Genomic DNA, 13,148 nt, shown 5'->3' on the forward strand with positions numbered 1-13,148 from the left:
AATGCCTACTCAAAAACAACATATAACCGGTATTACAAGAGCGCAATATGACATGTTGCAAGGGTTTTATGCTCATTGCTTTACGGTCTATCATGATGATGGAAAAGCTCACTTTGGATTCTGGGCTGAAGAACTCGATAAAAGTGACATACCTTGGCGAGTTCAGAACAGTGTAGCTGTTATCGCTGAGAGTAAAGAATCTATCGCGCTTTATTTAAGTACACACCTTAAAGAACGTGCTATACAGATTCTCTAAAAAATGCCGCATTTATTGCGGCTTTTTTTTGCTTAACTTAAAGTTTATCGGTTTAGTGGTATAGTTATCTTGATTATTAGCAAAAGCGAAGCATAGGCTATCGCGTAAAAGGAAAAAATTATGAAAAACTCGGTTCTTAATATTGGACTATTAAAACAGTTAGCTATGTGGTTAGACGATAACGTAGATCAAGGAACAGAATTGGTGTTTGGTGAATCAGAGGGGATTGAAATTAATTCTGAATCAGTCTTACCTTCGATTGAATCAGCTATAAATGTTTTAGGTTGTTTTGTTGTTGTAGGTCGTGTTGCTGAACAAGAAAACATCATGTTATTCATTAAAGCCGATAATATTGATTCAGCACATGCGATTTTTCTCAAGAAAGTTAAACTTGAACATGATTGGAATGGTCATGATGATATTTATGTTGACTTTTGTATCAAGTTATCTGATTTAGCTATAGACCATGTTTATAGCGAACCCGATACATGTGAGGTTTTTTGTTTTAACTCTTAATGACAGATGAATACAGATTCACTAAAAAATGCCGCTCTATAGCGGCTTTTTTTTGCTTAATCTAAAGTCTATTAAGTAAGTGGTATAGTTAGTTTGATTTTTAACAAAAGCGAAGCTGCAGCTATCGCGCATAAAAGGTTTGTACTATGGAAAACTCAAGTAAAGTTATTACAGAATTGAAACTGGGCCGTAACATTCATCAAATTACAAAAGCTGATCGTTTTTTAGATAACGGCTTATGTGTTCAACTTTTAAAGGCTAAGCCTATGAAGGTTAGGTATGGTGAAAAAGATACGATGACATTAAAGGAAGGTGATTTGGAGCATCTTGCTAAGTTTGGCCAAATTACTCATGGCCATCATGAGTATCGAGGCTGTAAAGTGTTTAGCTTAGTTCATCCGGAAGAAAAATTTTACGTGATGGGTTATTGTAACCAGGTTGATATCGATAATAAGGAAGGTCGCTTTTTAGGAGCTGAAGGTTATTATCATAATGCTCGTAAAACAAAAAATGAAAATGTTAACAGCTTTTTTGCTGTAAAGATTTTCGATTCAGATATGGAAGAAGTCAATTATTAGGATATAAAAAGGTCGCTTAGCGGCCTTTTTTATTTTTACTTAAAAATTCAGCCAATAGGCTGGTATATTTAGTGTTGAAATATTAGCAAAAGCGAAGCATTAGCTATCGCATATAGGAAGATTATTATGAAATTTGCAACGCAAAAATGTTTAGACGGTGAAACCCTTATTGTCGGCCCAGGTTTATTAAGTCAAGAAGTAAAAATGGTTGTTACACTTCTGTCAAAATGTCGATTTAGTGATGTTGACGATATTTTGTGTGCTTCTAATGCTGTTGATGAAGAGATCTGGTCTTTAATATGTGAAAGGGATCGTAAAGTCATCTACTCGATAATTGCCAATACGTACAGTATTTATATTGATGATATTGATAAATTTATCGATATTCTTTGCAGTGATGGCATTGAGCTTTGTTTTGACGATGGTACCTTTATTCCAGATGGTGAATATCTGTTAGGTTTAGAGAACACGATTGTTAAGAATAAGGTCGCGTAAAGTAGTTAAAACGCCCTTGGGGAAAATGTTCCCCTGTAGGGTCATTTCCCTGCATTCTATTAAGAGGAAATGTGATGTCTACGGAGTCAAATGGACTAAAAGAGTCTATGTTTGTCGATGGTGCTTTTGAATCTAAAGTTGGTAAAGTAACTAGGATTTGCAAGCATTTGATGAGGGTTAGAGTGTATCGAAACCTTAATAAGCCTGAGTTTTATTCTATTCTAGCTATTGAAGGTGAAAATAAGGGAAAGGTAATTGGATATGCTCGTTCTGTCTTGATTAAAGATTGTAAGTTTAAGGTAAGTGAAGCGTCGAGGCAAAGAGTTCTTAGAGAGCAGCGTCGAAACGTACATGCTTTCTGTGAAGGCTATATCGTTGATGCGTCTGAGTCGGCCCAGTCTCTAAAAGGTGATGAGATAGTGATTACATATAATCCTTACAAGTTACCTACCTTTTATAAAAGGTCTGACGAAACTGCTCAAACTGACAACTGTGCTCAAGCGCTCCTCCAGGGAAGTGATGTGCATATCATTGATAACATTTAAGGTTGTATTCAATAAGGTCGCTTTGCGGCCTTTTTTTTTGGTTTAAAAAAAGATTCGGAGAAAGTGTTAAAATTACCGTGATTTTTAACAACAGCGAAGCAATAGCTATCGCGTATTAGGTAAATAATATGAGTAATGAAAAACACTATTTAATTACAACAGAATTTAGAATTGGCGAAATAGTTGAATCTATCACAAGAGTTTGTAAATCGGCTATGCGGCCTGAAGCGTGTCAAGCTGAAGTTGCTCAAGGTATGAATTGTGGTAGCTTTGATAAGGATATGTATAGTAGACCATGTTTCGATATTGATGGCTTTATTACATACCCTTCGTCTATCAAAGAGATAGATGAAAGCACATTTGATCTATTGATGTCACATATTGAGTTCTATCCTTTAGAACAAAACGAAAGTGAGTTAAGTCAAGATGTAAAAGAGTTTTTAGAAGCAACGGTATGATGACTTTTACTTACATTAAAAAGTACCTTTCTGGTGCTTTTTTTTTACGTGAAGAATATGAAAACCATTACGATGTATAGTTAACATGACTTTTAACAAAAGCGAAGCAGAAGCTATCGCGTATAAGGAAAATATAACAATGTATCCTAAAAATGTATCTGGATTCTCAATCACTATGGTAGAGATTATTTCAGCAAATATATCTGGACAAGTAATTGGCCATTCACAATTATCTTCAGGCTCTGATTGGCTTGGTAGCTTTATCTGTGATGTGTTAGATGGTATCGATGCAAGCGATATTAAGCTTTCAGTACTTGACCGACTGTTGGAGAAAAATAGTCCTGAACTTAAAGGTTACATTTATACGTTGTATAAAGAAACTGTTGATTTCAGGCCTACAATGCGATTGATTGAAGCTTCTGAAGCTAGGGCATGTGATCCAGATTTTTTGGCACAACAATTCTAAGAACGATATTCGGCGTAGCCGATATCTACAGTAAAAGGTACCTTTAGGTGCCTTTTTTTTGGGCGTAATATATTCGTTATAAGCTGTTAAAATTCTTTTAGCGAAATATGGAGGTAATGTTGGGTAAAAAGCAAAAACTAAGATACTCATTAAAAAGAATGTTGAGCTATAACGGTGCTGGTTTTTCTAACCTTGTTAGGGATAAAGATAGAATAATAGACTTTATTGTTGATACGCTTTTAGAAGGAGGGTATAGAGGAATGTCACCTTATTCAATTAAACCGAAGCATATTAAATATATGACAACAAAGTGGAGAGAAGAAAAAATAGGTGAAAGTCAATTTTCTGATGCCATGCGATTAGTTTATTGGTGGGTTGTTTTGGTAGGAAAAACAAACATCTTAGTAGAGTATAAACAATATTGTTTAACCATATATTGCTGCAAATGTGAAATAGATGTTGAAGCTAGGCTAACTAATGGCCGTGAAATTTATCCACATAGCAAAGGGGTATCTAATTTACCGTTTTGGATTTGTGATGGTTGTAGTAATTATGTAGGGTGTCATCACAAAACTAAAACTAGAATAAAGCCTTTGGGTCACATTCCTTCTAAAGAGTTACGCAACGCACGTAAACATATTCATATCTTATTAGACCCAATATGGAAAGACGGGTTAGTGAGTAGAAGTCAAATTTATGCGGATTTAAGTAAAGAGTTGGGATGGTCATTTCATATAGCATTAATAAGAAGTATTGAAGAAGCACGAAATGTTTATAGAGTTATTAGAACAATGAAACATAAATACATAACTAAAGGGGTGCCTTGATTAACTACAAGATATCCACAAATTTTGTGGATATCTTTATTTTACCTTAAATATACACCGGTTATCGAAGCCCTGAAGTGTCCCAGTTCTTGAGAGACTATTAACTTAGCTTGTTTATCCGAATAGCCTTTACCTGTTAAGTGTGCCATTCTGGATTGAGCGTACTGGTGACGCAAACCATGTGCGCCATTACTCATGCCTAATGCTCTTTTGCTTGCAGTTGAGAATGATTTTGAAAATGAGTTTCCACCACCAATGTCATAGTGGGATGTATATTTAACCTTACGATCCATTATTTCAACTGGGGTTTCATATCGCCTTGCTTCAAGCTCTTTCGCTAAATCAGACGGTATTCTTATTTCGCGTACTAGCCCTCCCTTCCCTGCTACTACATACCTTTCACCATCTAAGCCATTAAAGCGCTCTTTACTCCACTGCCTATTTGATGTGATTTGTAATTCGTCAGCTTTTCTTATTTGCAATAATTCGTGAGCACGTAAACCTGCAGCATGAGCTATTTTTGTTGCCAAAGCATTACGTGTAGTTTGAGCTTCAGATATTGCTTTAACCTGAAAGTCAGTATATGACCTAGATTTTGCAGCATTGGATGCTGCTGAATATACTCTAGCAATTGGTAATCCCAGTAGTATAGAGAGCGCTTTGCGCTCAGCGTCCAAAGTTTTTTGGGTCAAAAGCCTTTGGTTAGATCTATCCTTAATTTCTACATGTAGAACATTTTGCCCTGCTCGTTCGGCTTCTCTTCTTGAAATTAAAAATTCTTGAGCTTCTTCTATATTAATATGCTTTAACCGTGATACACCCATAGACTCGGCAATCCTAGCCAATGTCGAAGCTGATTCTTTATAGCTTCTCATCGAAGTAAATTGCTTGTATGGTGTTTTACCAATATTTCCAACATTGGATTTAGATTTACCCATAGCCAAATGTTTTTTCAGTAGAGCTTCAGATTGCTCAAGTAGTGATTTAGCCATTTATACCTATCTCTTTATCTACAGTATCAAGGTGCTTTTTTGTGAATTGTTGCACTGCTTGTTTAGTTACTCTTATACGTTTGTTTTGGCGTAGCCAAAGAGCAATATCGGCATAGCTTGCTTCTTCAACCATGCGCAAATATAGAATGTCGTTAAGATAACGATTGAGTCTGCTTGAGCTTAGTCGTCTTCTTTTTCTACGACGCTTAATGTCATCAATTTGCGTTTCAAGCAATTCATACCGTTCGATTCCTGCTTGTTTTTTATCTTTGTCACTGGTCATTTTTTTCTGTTTTGAACTTCAAAAAGTTTTAAAATTGTCATAGATCATATCAAAAAATTTGCTCAAAAAAGGCGTCAAGATAAAACGTAAAGCAAATTTGTCTGGGGGCCAACGGTAGCGCGCGCTCTAGGTGAGTGTGAAACGCTCACCTAGAGCGCGCGCGCCCTACGACACAATTGCTTGTGATGTGTCGGAGGGGCCGTGGCCCCCAGGCAAATGTTGAGGCGCTGAAAGCCCGAGCAATTTGACTTTAGAGGGGGAGTGAAACGACCACCATTACCCCGCCGCGACTTTGGAGCGGTGGCAAAAATAGGCTTTGCTTGTGATGTGACATAGCTAGATCGTCAGATCATTTTAATATCGATTTAGATCAAAAGTTCGAATAATTTTTTTGTTGTCATGTGTTGAAATCGAAGTAGCACGATAGTCGTTCAAGTTCGAATATTGAGTTATCCATCATGCGCCCACTACAGACCGGAGGAATAATCTGTCGTGGCAATTGTGGGTAACTCTGCTTCTACATGTAGAATACAAAGCTGGATAGATTAAATATTTTTAGTCCCCCTTTATTCAAAAATAGATAGGTATACTGTTTGTGATTGTTAAGTAATAACGAAATTTTGATTATCGTAAAGAGGAAAATATCATGACTGATTCAAATACATCTAAAGACTTTATCGGCACAACTGCTTTTGGTTATTTCAAAAAACTTTCAGTATTACCTAGTGGTACTGAAGTTGCAGAAATTTCATTAATGGCTGGTGAAGACAAAGGCGGTAAAACACGTTACTTAAATGGTAGTTTTATCGTTTCTGATAAAACAGAAGGTCTTCGTGGTGCTGAGCGTCAACTTAAGGAAGCTCAAGCTGCTAAAGCTGACGCGGCAGTTCTTGTTGTAGTCCAAGTTAAGGATTTACACGGAGAGCCGTCTAAAGCCAAAAAGTCAGATGCGCTTTATGTTAACTATCGTGGTTTGTTGCAAAGTGTTCGCGTACACACCAAGAAAAGCTAATTAAAGTAACCTGAATAAAGAAACCGGCTTATGCCGGTTTTTTTCTGTCTAAAATGTTATTGTTGGTATTGCATTAGCTGCCCTTCAAGTTTGGCGCAAACCTTATGAGAGTCACTTAACTCTGACTGGGCTTTGTTTAAGAATGTTTCGCACTTATCTAATTCTTTAGTTAAGGTGTCTACGCGGCTCTGTGTACGAATATTTAATGAATTAATTTCGTCTAGCTTAGCCTGAAGCTCAGAGGCTTCTGATGATTTCAAATCTACTTGTTCAATGAGTGATTCAATTTTGGCGTCTGCCTTAGCGCTTGCTTGTTGTAGCTGCTCGTTCTTAGCTGCTGCAGCTTCAATTGCCTGACTTTGTTTCTCTACCTGCTTGGTAAGAGATTCTATTGTTGAACCGGCTTTTGTGTTTGTTTTCTGAAGCTGTTCAATATTTGCTTTTGAGGTCGATATTTCTTTGTTTTTCTGATCTAACTGTTGAGTTAAAGACTCGACATGCCCCAGGGCTTTTGCTTTTTCAGATTCAGCCAGGTTCAATGCTTTTTGCATTTCTGATATTTGAACTTGTTGTTTTGCTAATCGTTCATCACGCTCAGCTACAGAGGATAGAGCTGCCTTTGTTTCGCTATTAGCTACATCTAGCGAGGCTTTTAGTTGACTCCCAATTTTGTTTGCGTGAGTAAGCTCTTCCTGCTTCTCAGATATTACCTCCAATGCATCTTCAAGTTGCTCAAAGGCTTTGTCCTGCTCTTCAATAGAATCTGCCTCACGCTTGGCCGCATTTGCCGCGTGTTCGTTTGCTTCAATTATTGCCTTATTAAGTCTTTGTTCAACAGTGTGGTGAGCATGGTCGTTAATCTGGTGAACTAACTTTTCAACATCGCCAAGGATTACAGATAACATTTCAGACACTTCAGGAGGTAATTCCTGATGAATAATAGTTTGTTCAAGTAATTCAGGAACTGTAGGGGCCAAAATCCTTCCATCCGACTCAAGTGCTTTATATACGTCCATCAATGCTGATGGACGGCCTGTACCCACTTTATTGCGTAAGGATGTGCCGTTTATGTTCTTGCCTTCGGCTAATAAGTTGTTGGCTGCATCAATTACCTGCTGATCTGTAAAAGCTCTTTCTCTGGCCATGTTGCCCCTCGTTCATAGAATAGTAATGTTTGTATGTTTGTAATATAACAAACAAACAAATGAAAAACAAACAAACAAACAATAAATATGAGTGAAATTTAATCATTAATTTCTTTCAATTAACACCATCTTTTATTAGGGAAATAAATTATTAAATTACAATGGGTTACACGTAAATGAATTTGTTTAGTAATTATTTGTGTTGATTGGATATAAATCCTAGTCGATATATGTAATAGGGTTGTGGCGTTTGGTTCAGGTGTTTTTTGTAAAACAGAAATAAGAGGGGGAGTTGTCTTGCAGAAAGAGGTAGGTTTCTACATGTAGAAACCTAATGTGTATCTGTGTTTTTTTTGTTTGGTGGATTTACGACCTGAATTGACGCTTGAACTACTGCTTCTCTGGCAAATAAAGAGCGCTTTTTACCTGTGAGTTTAACCGCATCTTCGAATATTTGGTTTTGTTCGTCATTAAGGTTTAATGTGAAACGCGGGTGTAATTTATCTTCGTCTGATTTTTGCGGAGCACCCCGACCTTTCTTTACTTCATCGTCTGTCATAGCCTTCTTTACCGATAAATTAGTGAATTAAAACTGTGCTTATTTTAACACTGGTAAGGAAGGCTATTTGGTATATAAAATAATTTAGTCTATACCACCTGCTCTGCGAATTTGCTTTTGATGCACCAGGTTGAATACTTCGAGGAACCTACGCCAATTGCTATATCTCAAGGTTTTAGTCCTGGGTTTTCCTTTTTTACCTGTTTTGGGGTTATGGGATACGTGGTCGATTGCTCTTGAACTTGCAAGAAACTTTAATGTTTCTGTGTTAATTCCTAGCAGCATACTTAACTCGCCAAAAGTAAAACCAGTCCAAAATTGATGTGTCGGAGGGGCCGTGGCCCCCAGGCAAATGTTGAGGCGCTGAAAGCCCGAGCAATTTGACTTTAGAGGGGGAGTGAAACGACCACCATTACCCCGCCGCGACTTTGGAGCGGTGGCAAAAATAGGCTTTGCTTGTGATGTGACATAGCTAGATCGTCAGATCATTTTAATATCGATTTAGATCAAAAGTTCGAATAATTTTTTTGTTGTCATGTGTTGAAATCGAAGTAGCACGATAGTCGTTCAAGTTCGAATATTGAGTTATCCATCATGCGCCCACTACAGACCGGAGGAATAATCTGTCGTGGCAATTGTGGGTAACTCTGCTTCTACATGTAGAATACAAAGCTGGATAGATTAAATATTTTTAGTCCCCCTTTATTCAAAAATAGATAGGTATACTGTTTGTGATTGTTAAGTAATAACGAAATTTTGATTATCGTAAAGAGGAAAATATCATGACTGATTCAAATACATCTAAAGACTTTATCGGCACAACTGCTTTTGGTTATTTCAAAAAACTTTCAGTATTACCTAGTGGTACTGAAGTTGCAGAAATTTCATTAATGGCTGGTGAAGACAAAGGCGGTAAAACACGTTACTTAAATGGTAGTTTTATCGTTTCTGATAAAACAGAAGGTCTTCGTGGTGCTGAGCGTCAACTTAAGGAAGCTCAAGCTGCTAAAGCTGACGCGGCAGTTCTTGTTGTAGTCCAAGTTAAGGATTTACACGGAGAGCCGTCTAAAGCCAAAAAGTCAGATGCGCTTTATGTTAACTATCGTGGTTTGTTGCAAAGTGTTCGCGTACACACCAAGAAAAGCTAATTAAAGTAACCTGAATAAAGAAACCGGCTTATGCCGGTTTTTTTCTGTCTAAAATGTTATTGTTGGTATTGCATTAGCTGCCCTTCAAGTTTGGCGCAAACCTTATGAGAGTCACTTAACTCTGACTGGGCTTTGTTTAAGAATGTTTCGCACTTATCTAATTCTTTAGTTAAGGTGTCTACGCGGCTCTGTGTACGAATATTTAATGAATTAATTTCGTCTAGCTTAGCCTGAAGCTCAGAGGCTTCTGATGATTTCAAATCTACTTGTTCAATGAGTGATTCAATTTTGGCGTCTGCCTTAGCGCTTGCTTGTTGTAGCTGCTCGTTCTTAGCTGCTGCAGCTTCAATTGCCTGACTTTGTTTCTCTACCTGCTTGGTAAGAGATTCTATTGTTGAACCGGCTTTTGTGTTTGTTTTCTGAAGCTGTTCAATATTTGCTTTTGAGGTCGATATTTCTTTGTTTTTCTGATCTAACTGTTGAGTTAAAGACTCGACATGCCCCAGGGCTTTTGCTTTTTCAGATTCAGCCAGGTTCAATGCTTTTTGCATTTCTGATATTTGAACTTGTTGTTTTGCTAATCGTTCATCACGCTCAGCTACAGAGGATAGAGCTGCCTTTGTTTCGCTATTAGCTACATCTAGCGAGGCTTTTAGTTGACTCCCAATTTTGTTTGCGTGAGTAAGCTCTTCCTGCTTCTCAGATATTACCTCCAATGCATCTTCAAGTTGCTCAAAGGCTTTGTCCTGCTCTTCAATAGAATCTGCCTCACGCTTGGCCGCATTTGCCGCGTGTTCGTTTGCTTCAATTATTGCCTTATTAAGTCTTTGTTCAACAGTGTGGTGAGCATGGTCGTTAATCTGGTGAACTAACTTTTCAACATCGCCAAGGATTACAGATAACATTTCAGACACTTCAGGAGGTAATTCCTGATGAATAATAGTTTGTTCAAGTAATTCAGGAACTGTAGGGGCCAAAATCCTTCCATCCGACTCAAGTGCTTTATATACGTCCATCAATGCTGATGGACGGCCTGTACCCACTTTATTGCGTAAGGATGTGCCGTTTATGTTCTTGCCTTCGGCTAATAAGTTGTTGGCTGCATCAATTACCTGCTGATCTGTAAAAGCTCTTTCTCTGGCCATGTTGCCCCTCGTTCATAGAATAGTAATGTTTGTATGTTTGTAATATAACAAACAAACAAATGAAAAACAAACAAACAAACAATAAATATGAGTGAAATTTAATCATTAATTTCTTTCAATTAACACCATCTTTTATTAGGGAAATAAATTATTAAATTACAATGGGTTACACGTAAATGAATTTGTTTAGTAATTATTTGTGTTGATTGGATATAAATCCTAGTCGATATATGTAATAGGGTTGTGGCGTTTGGTTCAGGTGTTTTTTGTAAAACAGAAATAAGAGGGGGAGTTGTCTTGCAGAAAGAGGTAGGTTTCTACATGTAGAAACCTAATGTGTATCTGTGTTTTTTTTGTTTGGTGGATTTACGACCTGAATTGACGCTTGAACTACTGCTTCTCTGGCAAATAAAGAGCGCTTTTTACCTGTGAGTTTAACCGCATCTTCGAATATTTGGTTTTGTTCGTCATTAAGGTTTAATGTGAAACGCGGGTGTAATTTATCTTCGTCTGATTTTTGCGGAGCACCCCGACCTTTCTTTACTTCATCGTCTGTCATAGCCTTCTTTACCGATAAATTAGTGAATTAAAACTGTGCTTATTTTAACACTGGTAAGGAAGGCTATTTGGTATATAAAATAATTTAGTCTATACCACCTGCTCTGCGAATTTGCTTTTGATGCACCAGGTTGAATACTTCGAGGAACCTACGCCAATTGCTATATCTCAAGGTTTTAGTCCTGGGTTTTCCTTTTTTACCTGTTTTGGGGTTATGGGATACGTGGTCGATTGCTCTTGAACTTGCAAGAAACTTTAATGTTTCTGTGTTAATTCCTAGCAGCATACTTAACTCGCCAAAAGTAAAACCAGTCCAAAATAACATCGCTCTTAATTCTAGCGGTTCAGGTGGTGCGTATTCTACTGTGGTGATAGGATAATGAGGCTTAGCTTTGTTTCTAAAAACCCTAGAACGCATATCTCCGCTTAGTTCATCTTCGTAATCAGCCGCGTAAAATTGGCGTAATTCTTCAAGTGGCGGTTTTTCATCTTCGTAACCACCTTCTTTTGCTTTATCACGCCATTCCTTGTATGGGGAACGATAGGTGAATTCAGGGCTTAAAGCAGACTCTTTAATAGATGGAACCTTTGTAATATATGTGGAGTCTTTTATGCCTAGAGCTTTTCTTATTGCTTGCCATTCACCTACATCGAGTGACACCTGGGCTGAGTGAATATTAGTTAAAGAAAAGTCATGCTTAGGGGTAACATATTCCAAATCATCATTGATGATCGTATCCCCTCTATGAACATTATCAATAAGCTTATTAAGATTTACACCGGACTCTTCTGAAACACTTTCAACACTACGCCCAGACAAGCCGATTAATAAGTAAAGCTCATGTTTTGTAGGTAGAATAACGGATGTTTCTAACACCTCTTCTCGCACATCTGCAAAACGAGGCTTAATGATCAAGCGTTCTATAATACCTGCTGACTCAACTAACATCCCCCACATATTGCTAGGAACTCTAGCGCCATTCTCATACGCAGTTTGTGAGATCATGCCATTGAAGTTACGGTTATCAATTGATAGCCACCGGCATATATCACCTGTACTCATACCGGTTACTTCTTTGAAGTGGCCGTAATCGTATGGTGTGGGAGCTTCGTACTTAGGGTTTTGTTTTAAAAAACCTTTAGGGTTTGTATAGAAGGGTTGCTGTAAGCATTCGGGTCTGAAGCTTTGGAAAGCAGTGCTATCTCGGCCAAGACCAAAATGTTGCTGTAAGAATTCTGAAATTGAACTATTCATAATGTATCTCCAATATATGCGATGAACTTTTTTTCTCGCTACGTGATGAATCATACATTATTTTCGGTATACTGGTGTCGTTGATATAAAAAAAGCGAAGCATTAGCTATCGCGAATTAGATATTACTTAGCACGACATAGTGTTTGCTGGCTAATACACCACGAAAGAGCCTTATTGGAAAAGGGTTTTTTCGGGTGTATTAGTCAAATAAAGGTGAATATTATGTACGAACTAGGACTTATAACTGCTGATTTCATCAGCACAATTGTTTTTCAATGCGCTTTGCCTATTGGCATTCTTACATGGAAATGGATGCGTATTAGGGCAAATCGAACAGTTGATTACACAAAAGTTAAGCGAGCTAATTTAGCATCGCAAATGAGGAGCAACTATGTGTAACTTCTGCAAGTGTTTTAATGACGGTATTTGCTCGAACTTTTGTCTGAAGACAAAAGCCCAAAAGAGAGAGTACTTAACAAAGCTCATTGCGGAAGTTAAGTTAAACAAAGAAGTGAGAGGTTGATTTTTATCAACACTCACTTTTTTTTTGTGGGTTATTGCTACAAATCGCCCACGCTGTAGCTTTGCAAGCGTCCGGATTCAATTACTACAAATCGCCCACGTTGTAGCTCTGCAAGCGTCCGGATTCAATTACTACAAATCGCCCACGTTGCAGCCTTGCAAGCGTCCGGATTCAATTACTACAAATCGCCCACGTTGTAGCTATGCAAACGTCCTGATTCAATTACCACAAATCGCCCACGTTGTAGCTCTGCAAGCGTCCTGATTCAATTGCTACATATCGCCCACGTTGTAGCTATGCAAACGTCCTGATTCAATTGCTACATATCGCCCACGTTGTAGCTCTGCAAGCGTCCTGATTCAATTGCTACATATCGCCCACGTTGT

17 protein-coding genes are annotated in these 13,148 nt (G+C 37.8%); 10 read left to right on the forward strand and 7 right to left on the reverse strand.

Features of this window, described 5'->3' with window-relative positions; genetic code table 11:
• Position 1 precedes the first annotated feature (1 nt).
• From PULV_RS01960 to PULV_RS01995, 8 genes are all read left to right on the forward strand, one after another.
• Complete coding sequence (locus PULV_RS01960) at positions 2 to 256, forward strand: hypothetical protein (protein ID WP_193330808.1); 255 nt, start codon at positions 2 to 4, stop codon at positions 254 to 256.
• 120 nt (positions 257 to 376) lie between these two features.
• Positions 377 to 772: a hypothetical protein gene (locus tag PULV_RS01965; protein WP_193330809.1), complete on the forward strand. Its 396-nt coding sequence runs from the start codon at positions 377 to 379 to the stop codon at positions 770 to 772.
• A 146-nt stretch (positions 773 to 918) separates the two neighbouring features.
• Entirely contained in the window at positions 919 to 1,350 is a 432-nt protein-coding gene (locus PULV_RS01970) for a hypothetical protein (RefSeq protein ID WP_193330810.1), read from the forward strand.
• A gap of 126 nt (positions 1,351 to 1,476) precedes the next feature.
• Positions 1,477 to 1,845, forward strand: coding sequence for a hypothetical protein (locus PULV_RS01975; protein WP_193330811.1), 369 nt, complete (start codon positions 1,477 to 1,479; stop codon positions 1,843 to 1,845).
• Positions 1,846 to 1,919: 74 nt separating this feature from the next.
• Entirely contained in the window at positions 1,920 to 2,390 is a 471-nt protein-coding gene (locus PULV_RS01980; RefSeq protein ID WP_193330812.1) for a hypothetical protein, read from the forward strand.
• Between the two features lie 128 nt (positions 2,391 to 2,518).
• On the forward strand, positions 2,519 to 2,848 hold the full coding sequence (locus tag PULV_RS01985; protein WP_193330813.1) for a hypothetical protein: 330 nt from the start codon (positions 2,519 to 2,521) through the stop codon (positions 2,846 to 2,848).
• A gap of 85 nt (positions 2,849 to 2,933) precedes the next feature.
• On the forward strand, positions 2,934 to 3,314 hold the full coding sequence (locus tag PULV_RS01990) for a hypothetical protein (RefSeq protein WP_193330814.1): 381 nt from the start codon (positions 2,934 to 2,936) through the stop codon (positions 3,312 to 3,314).
• Positions 3,315 to 3,430: 116 nt separating this feature from the next.
• Positions 3,431 to 4,141, forward strand: coding sequence for a zinc-finger-containing protein (locus PULV_RS01995; RefSeq protein WP_227009337.1), 711 nt, complete (start codon positions 3,431 to 3,433; stop codon positions 4,139 to 4,141).
• A gap of 41 nt (positions 4,142 to 4,182) precedes the next feature.
• Here the strand turns inward: PULV_RS01995 and PULV_RS02000 are convergent, their stop codons facing one another.
• Together PULV_RS02000 and PULV_RS02005 are read right to left on the reverse strand one after the other, a co-directional pair.
• Positions 4,183 to 5,133 (reverse strand): integrase domain-containing protein, encoded by a 951-nt coding sequence (locus tag PULV_RS02000; RefSeq protein WP_193330815.1) that lies wholly within the window; start codon positions 5,131 to 5,133, stop codon positions 4,183 to 4,185.
• Positions 5,126 to 5,416: a hypothetical protein gene (locus PULV_RS02005; RefSeq protein ID WP_193330816.1), complete on the reverse strand. Its 291-nt coding sequence runs from the start codon at positions 5,414 to 5,416 to the stop codon at positions 5,126 to 5,128. Before PULV_RS02005 ends, PULV_RS02000 begins: the two co-directional genes overlap by 8 nt.
• Positions 5,417 to 6,062: 646 nt before the next feature.
• Here PULV_RS02005 and PULV_RS02010 point away from each other — a divergent pair.
• The gene (locus PULV_RS02010; protein WP_193330817.1) at positions 6,063 to 6,428 is read left to right on the forward strand and encodes a hypothetical protein; all 366 of its coding nucleotides are present in this window, start codon (positions 6,063 to 6,065) and stop codon (positions 6,426 to 6,428) included.
• A 56-nt stretch (positions 6,429 to 6,484) separates the two neighbouring features.
• Here PULV_RS02010 and PULV_RS02015 read toward each other — a convergent pair whose 3' ends face one another.
• Positions 6,485 to 7,573 carry a DNA-binding protein gene (locus PULV_RS02015; RefSeq protein WP_193330818.1) on the reverse strand — a complete coding sequence of 363 codons (1,089 nt, stop codon included), beginning with the start codon at positions 7,571 to 7,573 and terminating at the stop codon, positions 6,485 to 6,487.
• Between the two features lie 331 nt (positions 7,574 to 7,904).
• Positions 7,905 to 8,132: a hypothetical protein gene (locus tag PULV_RS02020; protein WP_193330819.1), complete on the reverse strand. Its 228-nt coding sequence runs from the start codon at positions 8,130 to 8,132 to the stop codon at positions 7,905 to 7,907.
• Between the two features lie 782 nt (positions 8,133 to 8,914).
• On the opposite strand from PULV_RS02020, the gene PULV_RS02025 reads away from it, so the two are divergent.
• Positions 8,915 to 9,280, forward strand: a complete 366-nt coding sequence (locus PULV_RS02025) for a hypothetical protein (protein WP_193330817.1) — start codon at positions 8,915 to 8,917, stop codon at positions 9,278 to 9,280.
• Positions 9,281 to 9,336: 56 nt separating this feature from the next.
• On the opposite strand, the gene PULV_RS02030 is transcribed toward PULV_RS02025, so the two are convergent.
• The 3 genes from PULV_RS02030 to PULV_RS02040 form a co-directional block, all read right to left on the reverse strand.
• Positions 9,337 to 10,425 (reverse strand): DNA-binding protein, encoded by a 1,089-nt coding sequence (locus PULV_RS02030; RefSeq protein ID WP_193330818.1) that lies wholly within the window; start codon positions 10,423 to 10,425, stop codon positions 9,337 to 9,339.
• Between the two features lie 331 nt (positions 10,426 to 10,756).
• Positions 10,757 to 10,984: a hypothetical protein gene (locus PULV_RS02035; protein WP_193330819.1), complete on the reverse strand. Its 228-nt coding sequence runs from the start codon at positions 10,982 to 10,984 to the stop codon at positions 10,757 to 10,759.
• An 84-nt stretch (positions 10,985 to 11,068) separates the two neighbouring features.
• A complete protein-coding gene (locus PULV_RS02040; RefSeq protein WP_193330820.1) occupies positions 11,069 to 12,238 on the reverse strand; it encodes a hypothetical protein in 1,170 nt (389 codons plus the stop codon).
• Between the last annotated feature and the right edge of the window lie 910 nt (positions 12,239 to 13,148).

The sequence above is a fragment of the Pseudoalteromonas ulvae UL12 genome, from assembly GCF_014925405.1.
GTDB classification, from domain to species: domain Bacteria; phylum Pseudomonadota; class Gammaproteobacteria; order Enterobacterales; family Alteromonadaceae; genus Pseudoalteromonas; species Pseudoalteromonas ulvae.

Excerpts from the sequence above, each read along its gene's own strand:
- PULV_RS01960 (WP_193330808.1), top strand. The coding sequence starts at position 2 with ATGCCTACTCAAAAACAACATATAACCGGTATTACAAGAGCGCAATAT.
- PULV_RS01965 (WP_193330809.1), top strand. The coding sequence starts at position 377 with ATGAAAAACTCGGTTCTTAATATTGGACTATTAAAACAGTTAGCTATG.
- PULV_RS01970 (WP_193330810.1), top strand. The coding sequence starts at position 919 with ATGGAAAACTCAAGTAAAGTTATTACAGAATTGAAACTGGGCCGTAAC.
- PULV_RS01975 (WP_193330811.1), top strand. The coding sequence starts at position 1,477 with ATGAAATTTGCAACGCAAAAATGTTTAGACGGTGAAACCCTTATTGTC.
- PULV_RS01980 (WP_193330812.1), top strand. The coding sequence starts at position 1,920 with ATGTCTACGGAGTCAAATGGACTAAAAGAGTCTATGTTTGTCGATGGT.
- PULV_RS01985 (WP_193330813.1), top strand. The coding sequence starts at position 2,519 with ATGAGTAATGAAAAACACTATTTAATTACAACAGAATTTAGAATTGGC.
- PULV_RS01990 (WP_193330814.1), top strand. The coding sequence starts at position 2,934 with ATGACTTTTAACAAAAGCGAAGCAGAAGCTATCGCGTATAAGGAAAAT.
- PULV_RS01995 (WP_227009337.1), top strand. The coding sequence starts at position 3,431 with ATGTTGGGTAAAAAGCAAAAACTAAGATACTCATTAAAAAGAATGTTG.
- PULV_RS02000 (WP_193330815.1), bottom strand. The coding sequence starts at position 5,133 with ATGGCTAAATCACTACTTGAGCAATCTGAAGCTCTACTGAAAAAACAT.
- PULV_RS02005 (WP_193330816.1), bottom strand. The coding sequence starts at position 5,416 with ATGACCAGTGACAAAGATAAAAAACAAGCAGGAATCGAACGGTATGAA.
- PULV_RS02010 (WP_193330817.1), top strand. The coding sequence starts at position 6,063 with ATGACTGATTCAAATACATCTAAAGACTTTATCGGCACAACTGCTTTT.
- PULV_RS02015 (WP_193330818.1), bottom strand. The coding sequence starts at position 7,573 with ATGGCCAGAGAAAGAGCTTTTACAGATCAGCAGGTAATTGATGCAGCC.
- PULV_RS02020 (WP_193330819.1), bottom strand. The coding sequence starts at position 8,132 with ATGACAGACGATGAAGTAAAGAAAGGTCGGGGTGCTCCGCAAAAATCA.
- PULV_RS02025 (WP_193330817.1), top strand. The coding sequence starts at position 8,915 with ATGACTGATTCAAATACATCTAAAGACTTTATCGGCACAACTGCTTTT.
- PULV_RS02030 (WP_193330818.1), bottom strand. The coding sequence starts at position 10,425 with ATGGCCAGAGAAAGAGCTTTTACAGATCAGCAGGTAATTGATGCAGCC.
- PULV_RS02035 (WP_193330819.1), bottom strand. The coding sequence starts at position 10,984 with ATGACAGACGATGAAGTAAAGAAAGGTCGGGGTGCTCCGCAAAAATCA.
- PULV_RS02040 (WP_193330820.1), bottom strand. The coding sequence starts at position 12,238 with ATGAATAGTTCAATTTCAGAATTCTTACAGCAACATTTTGGTCTTGGC.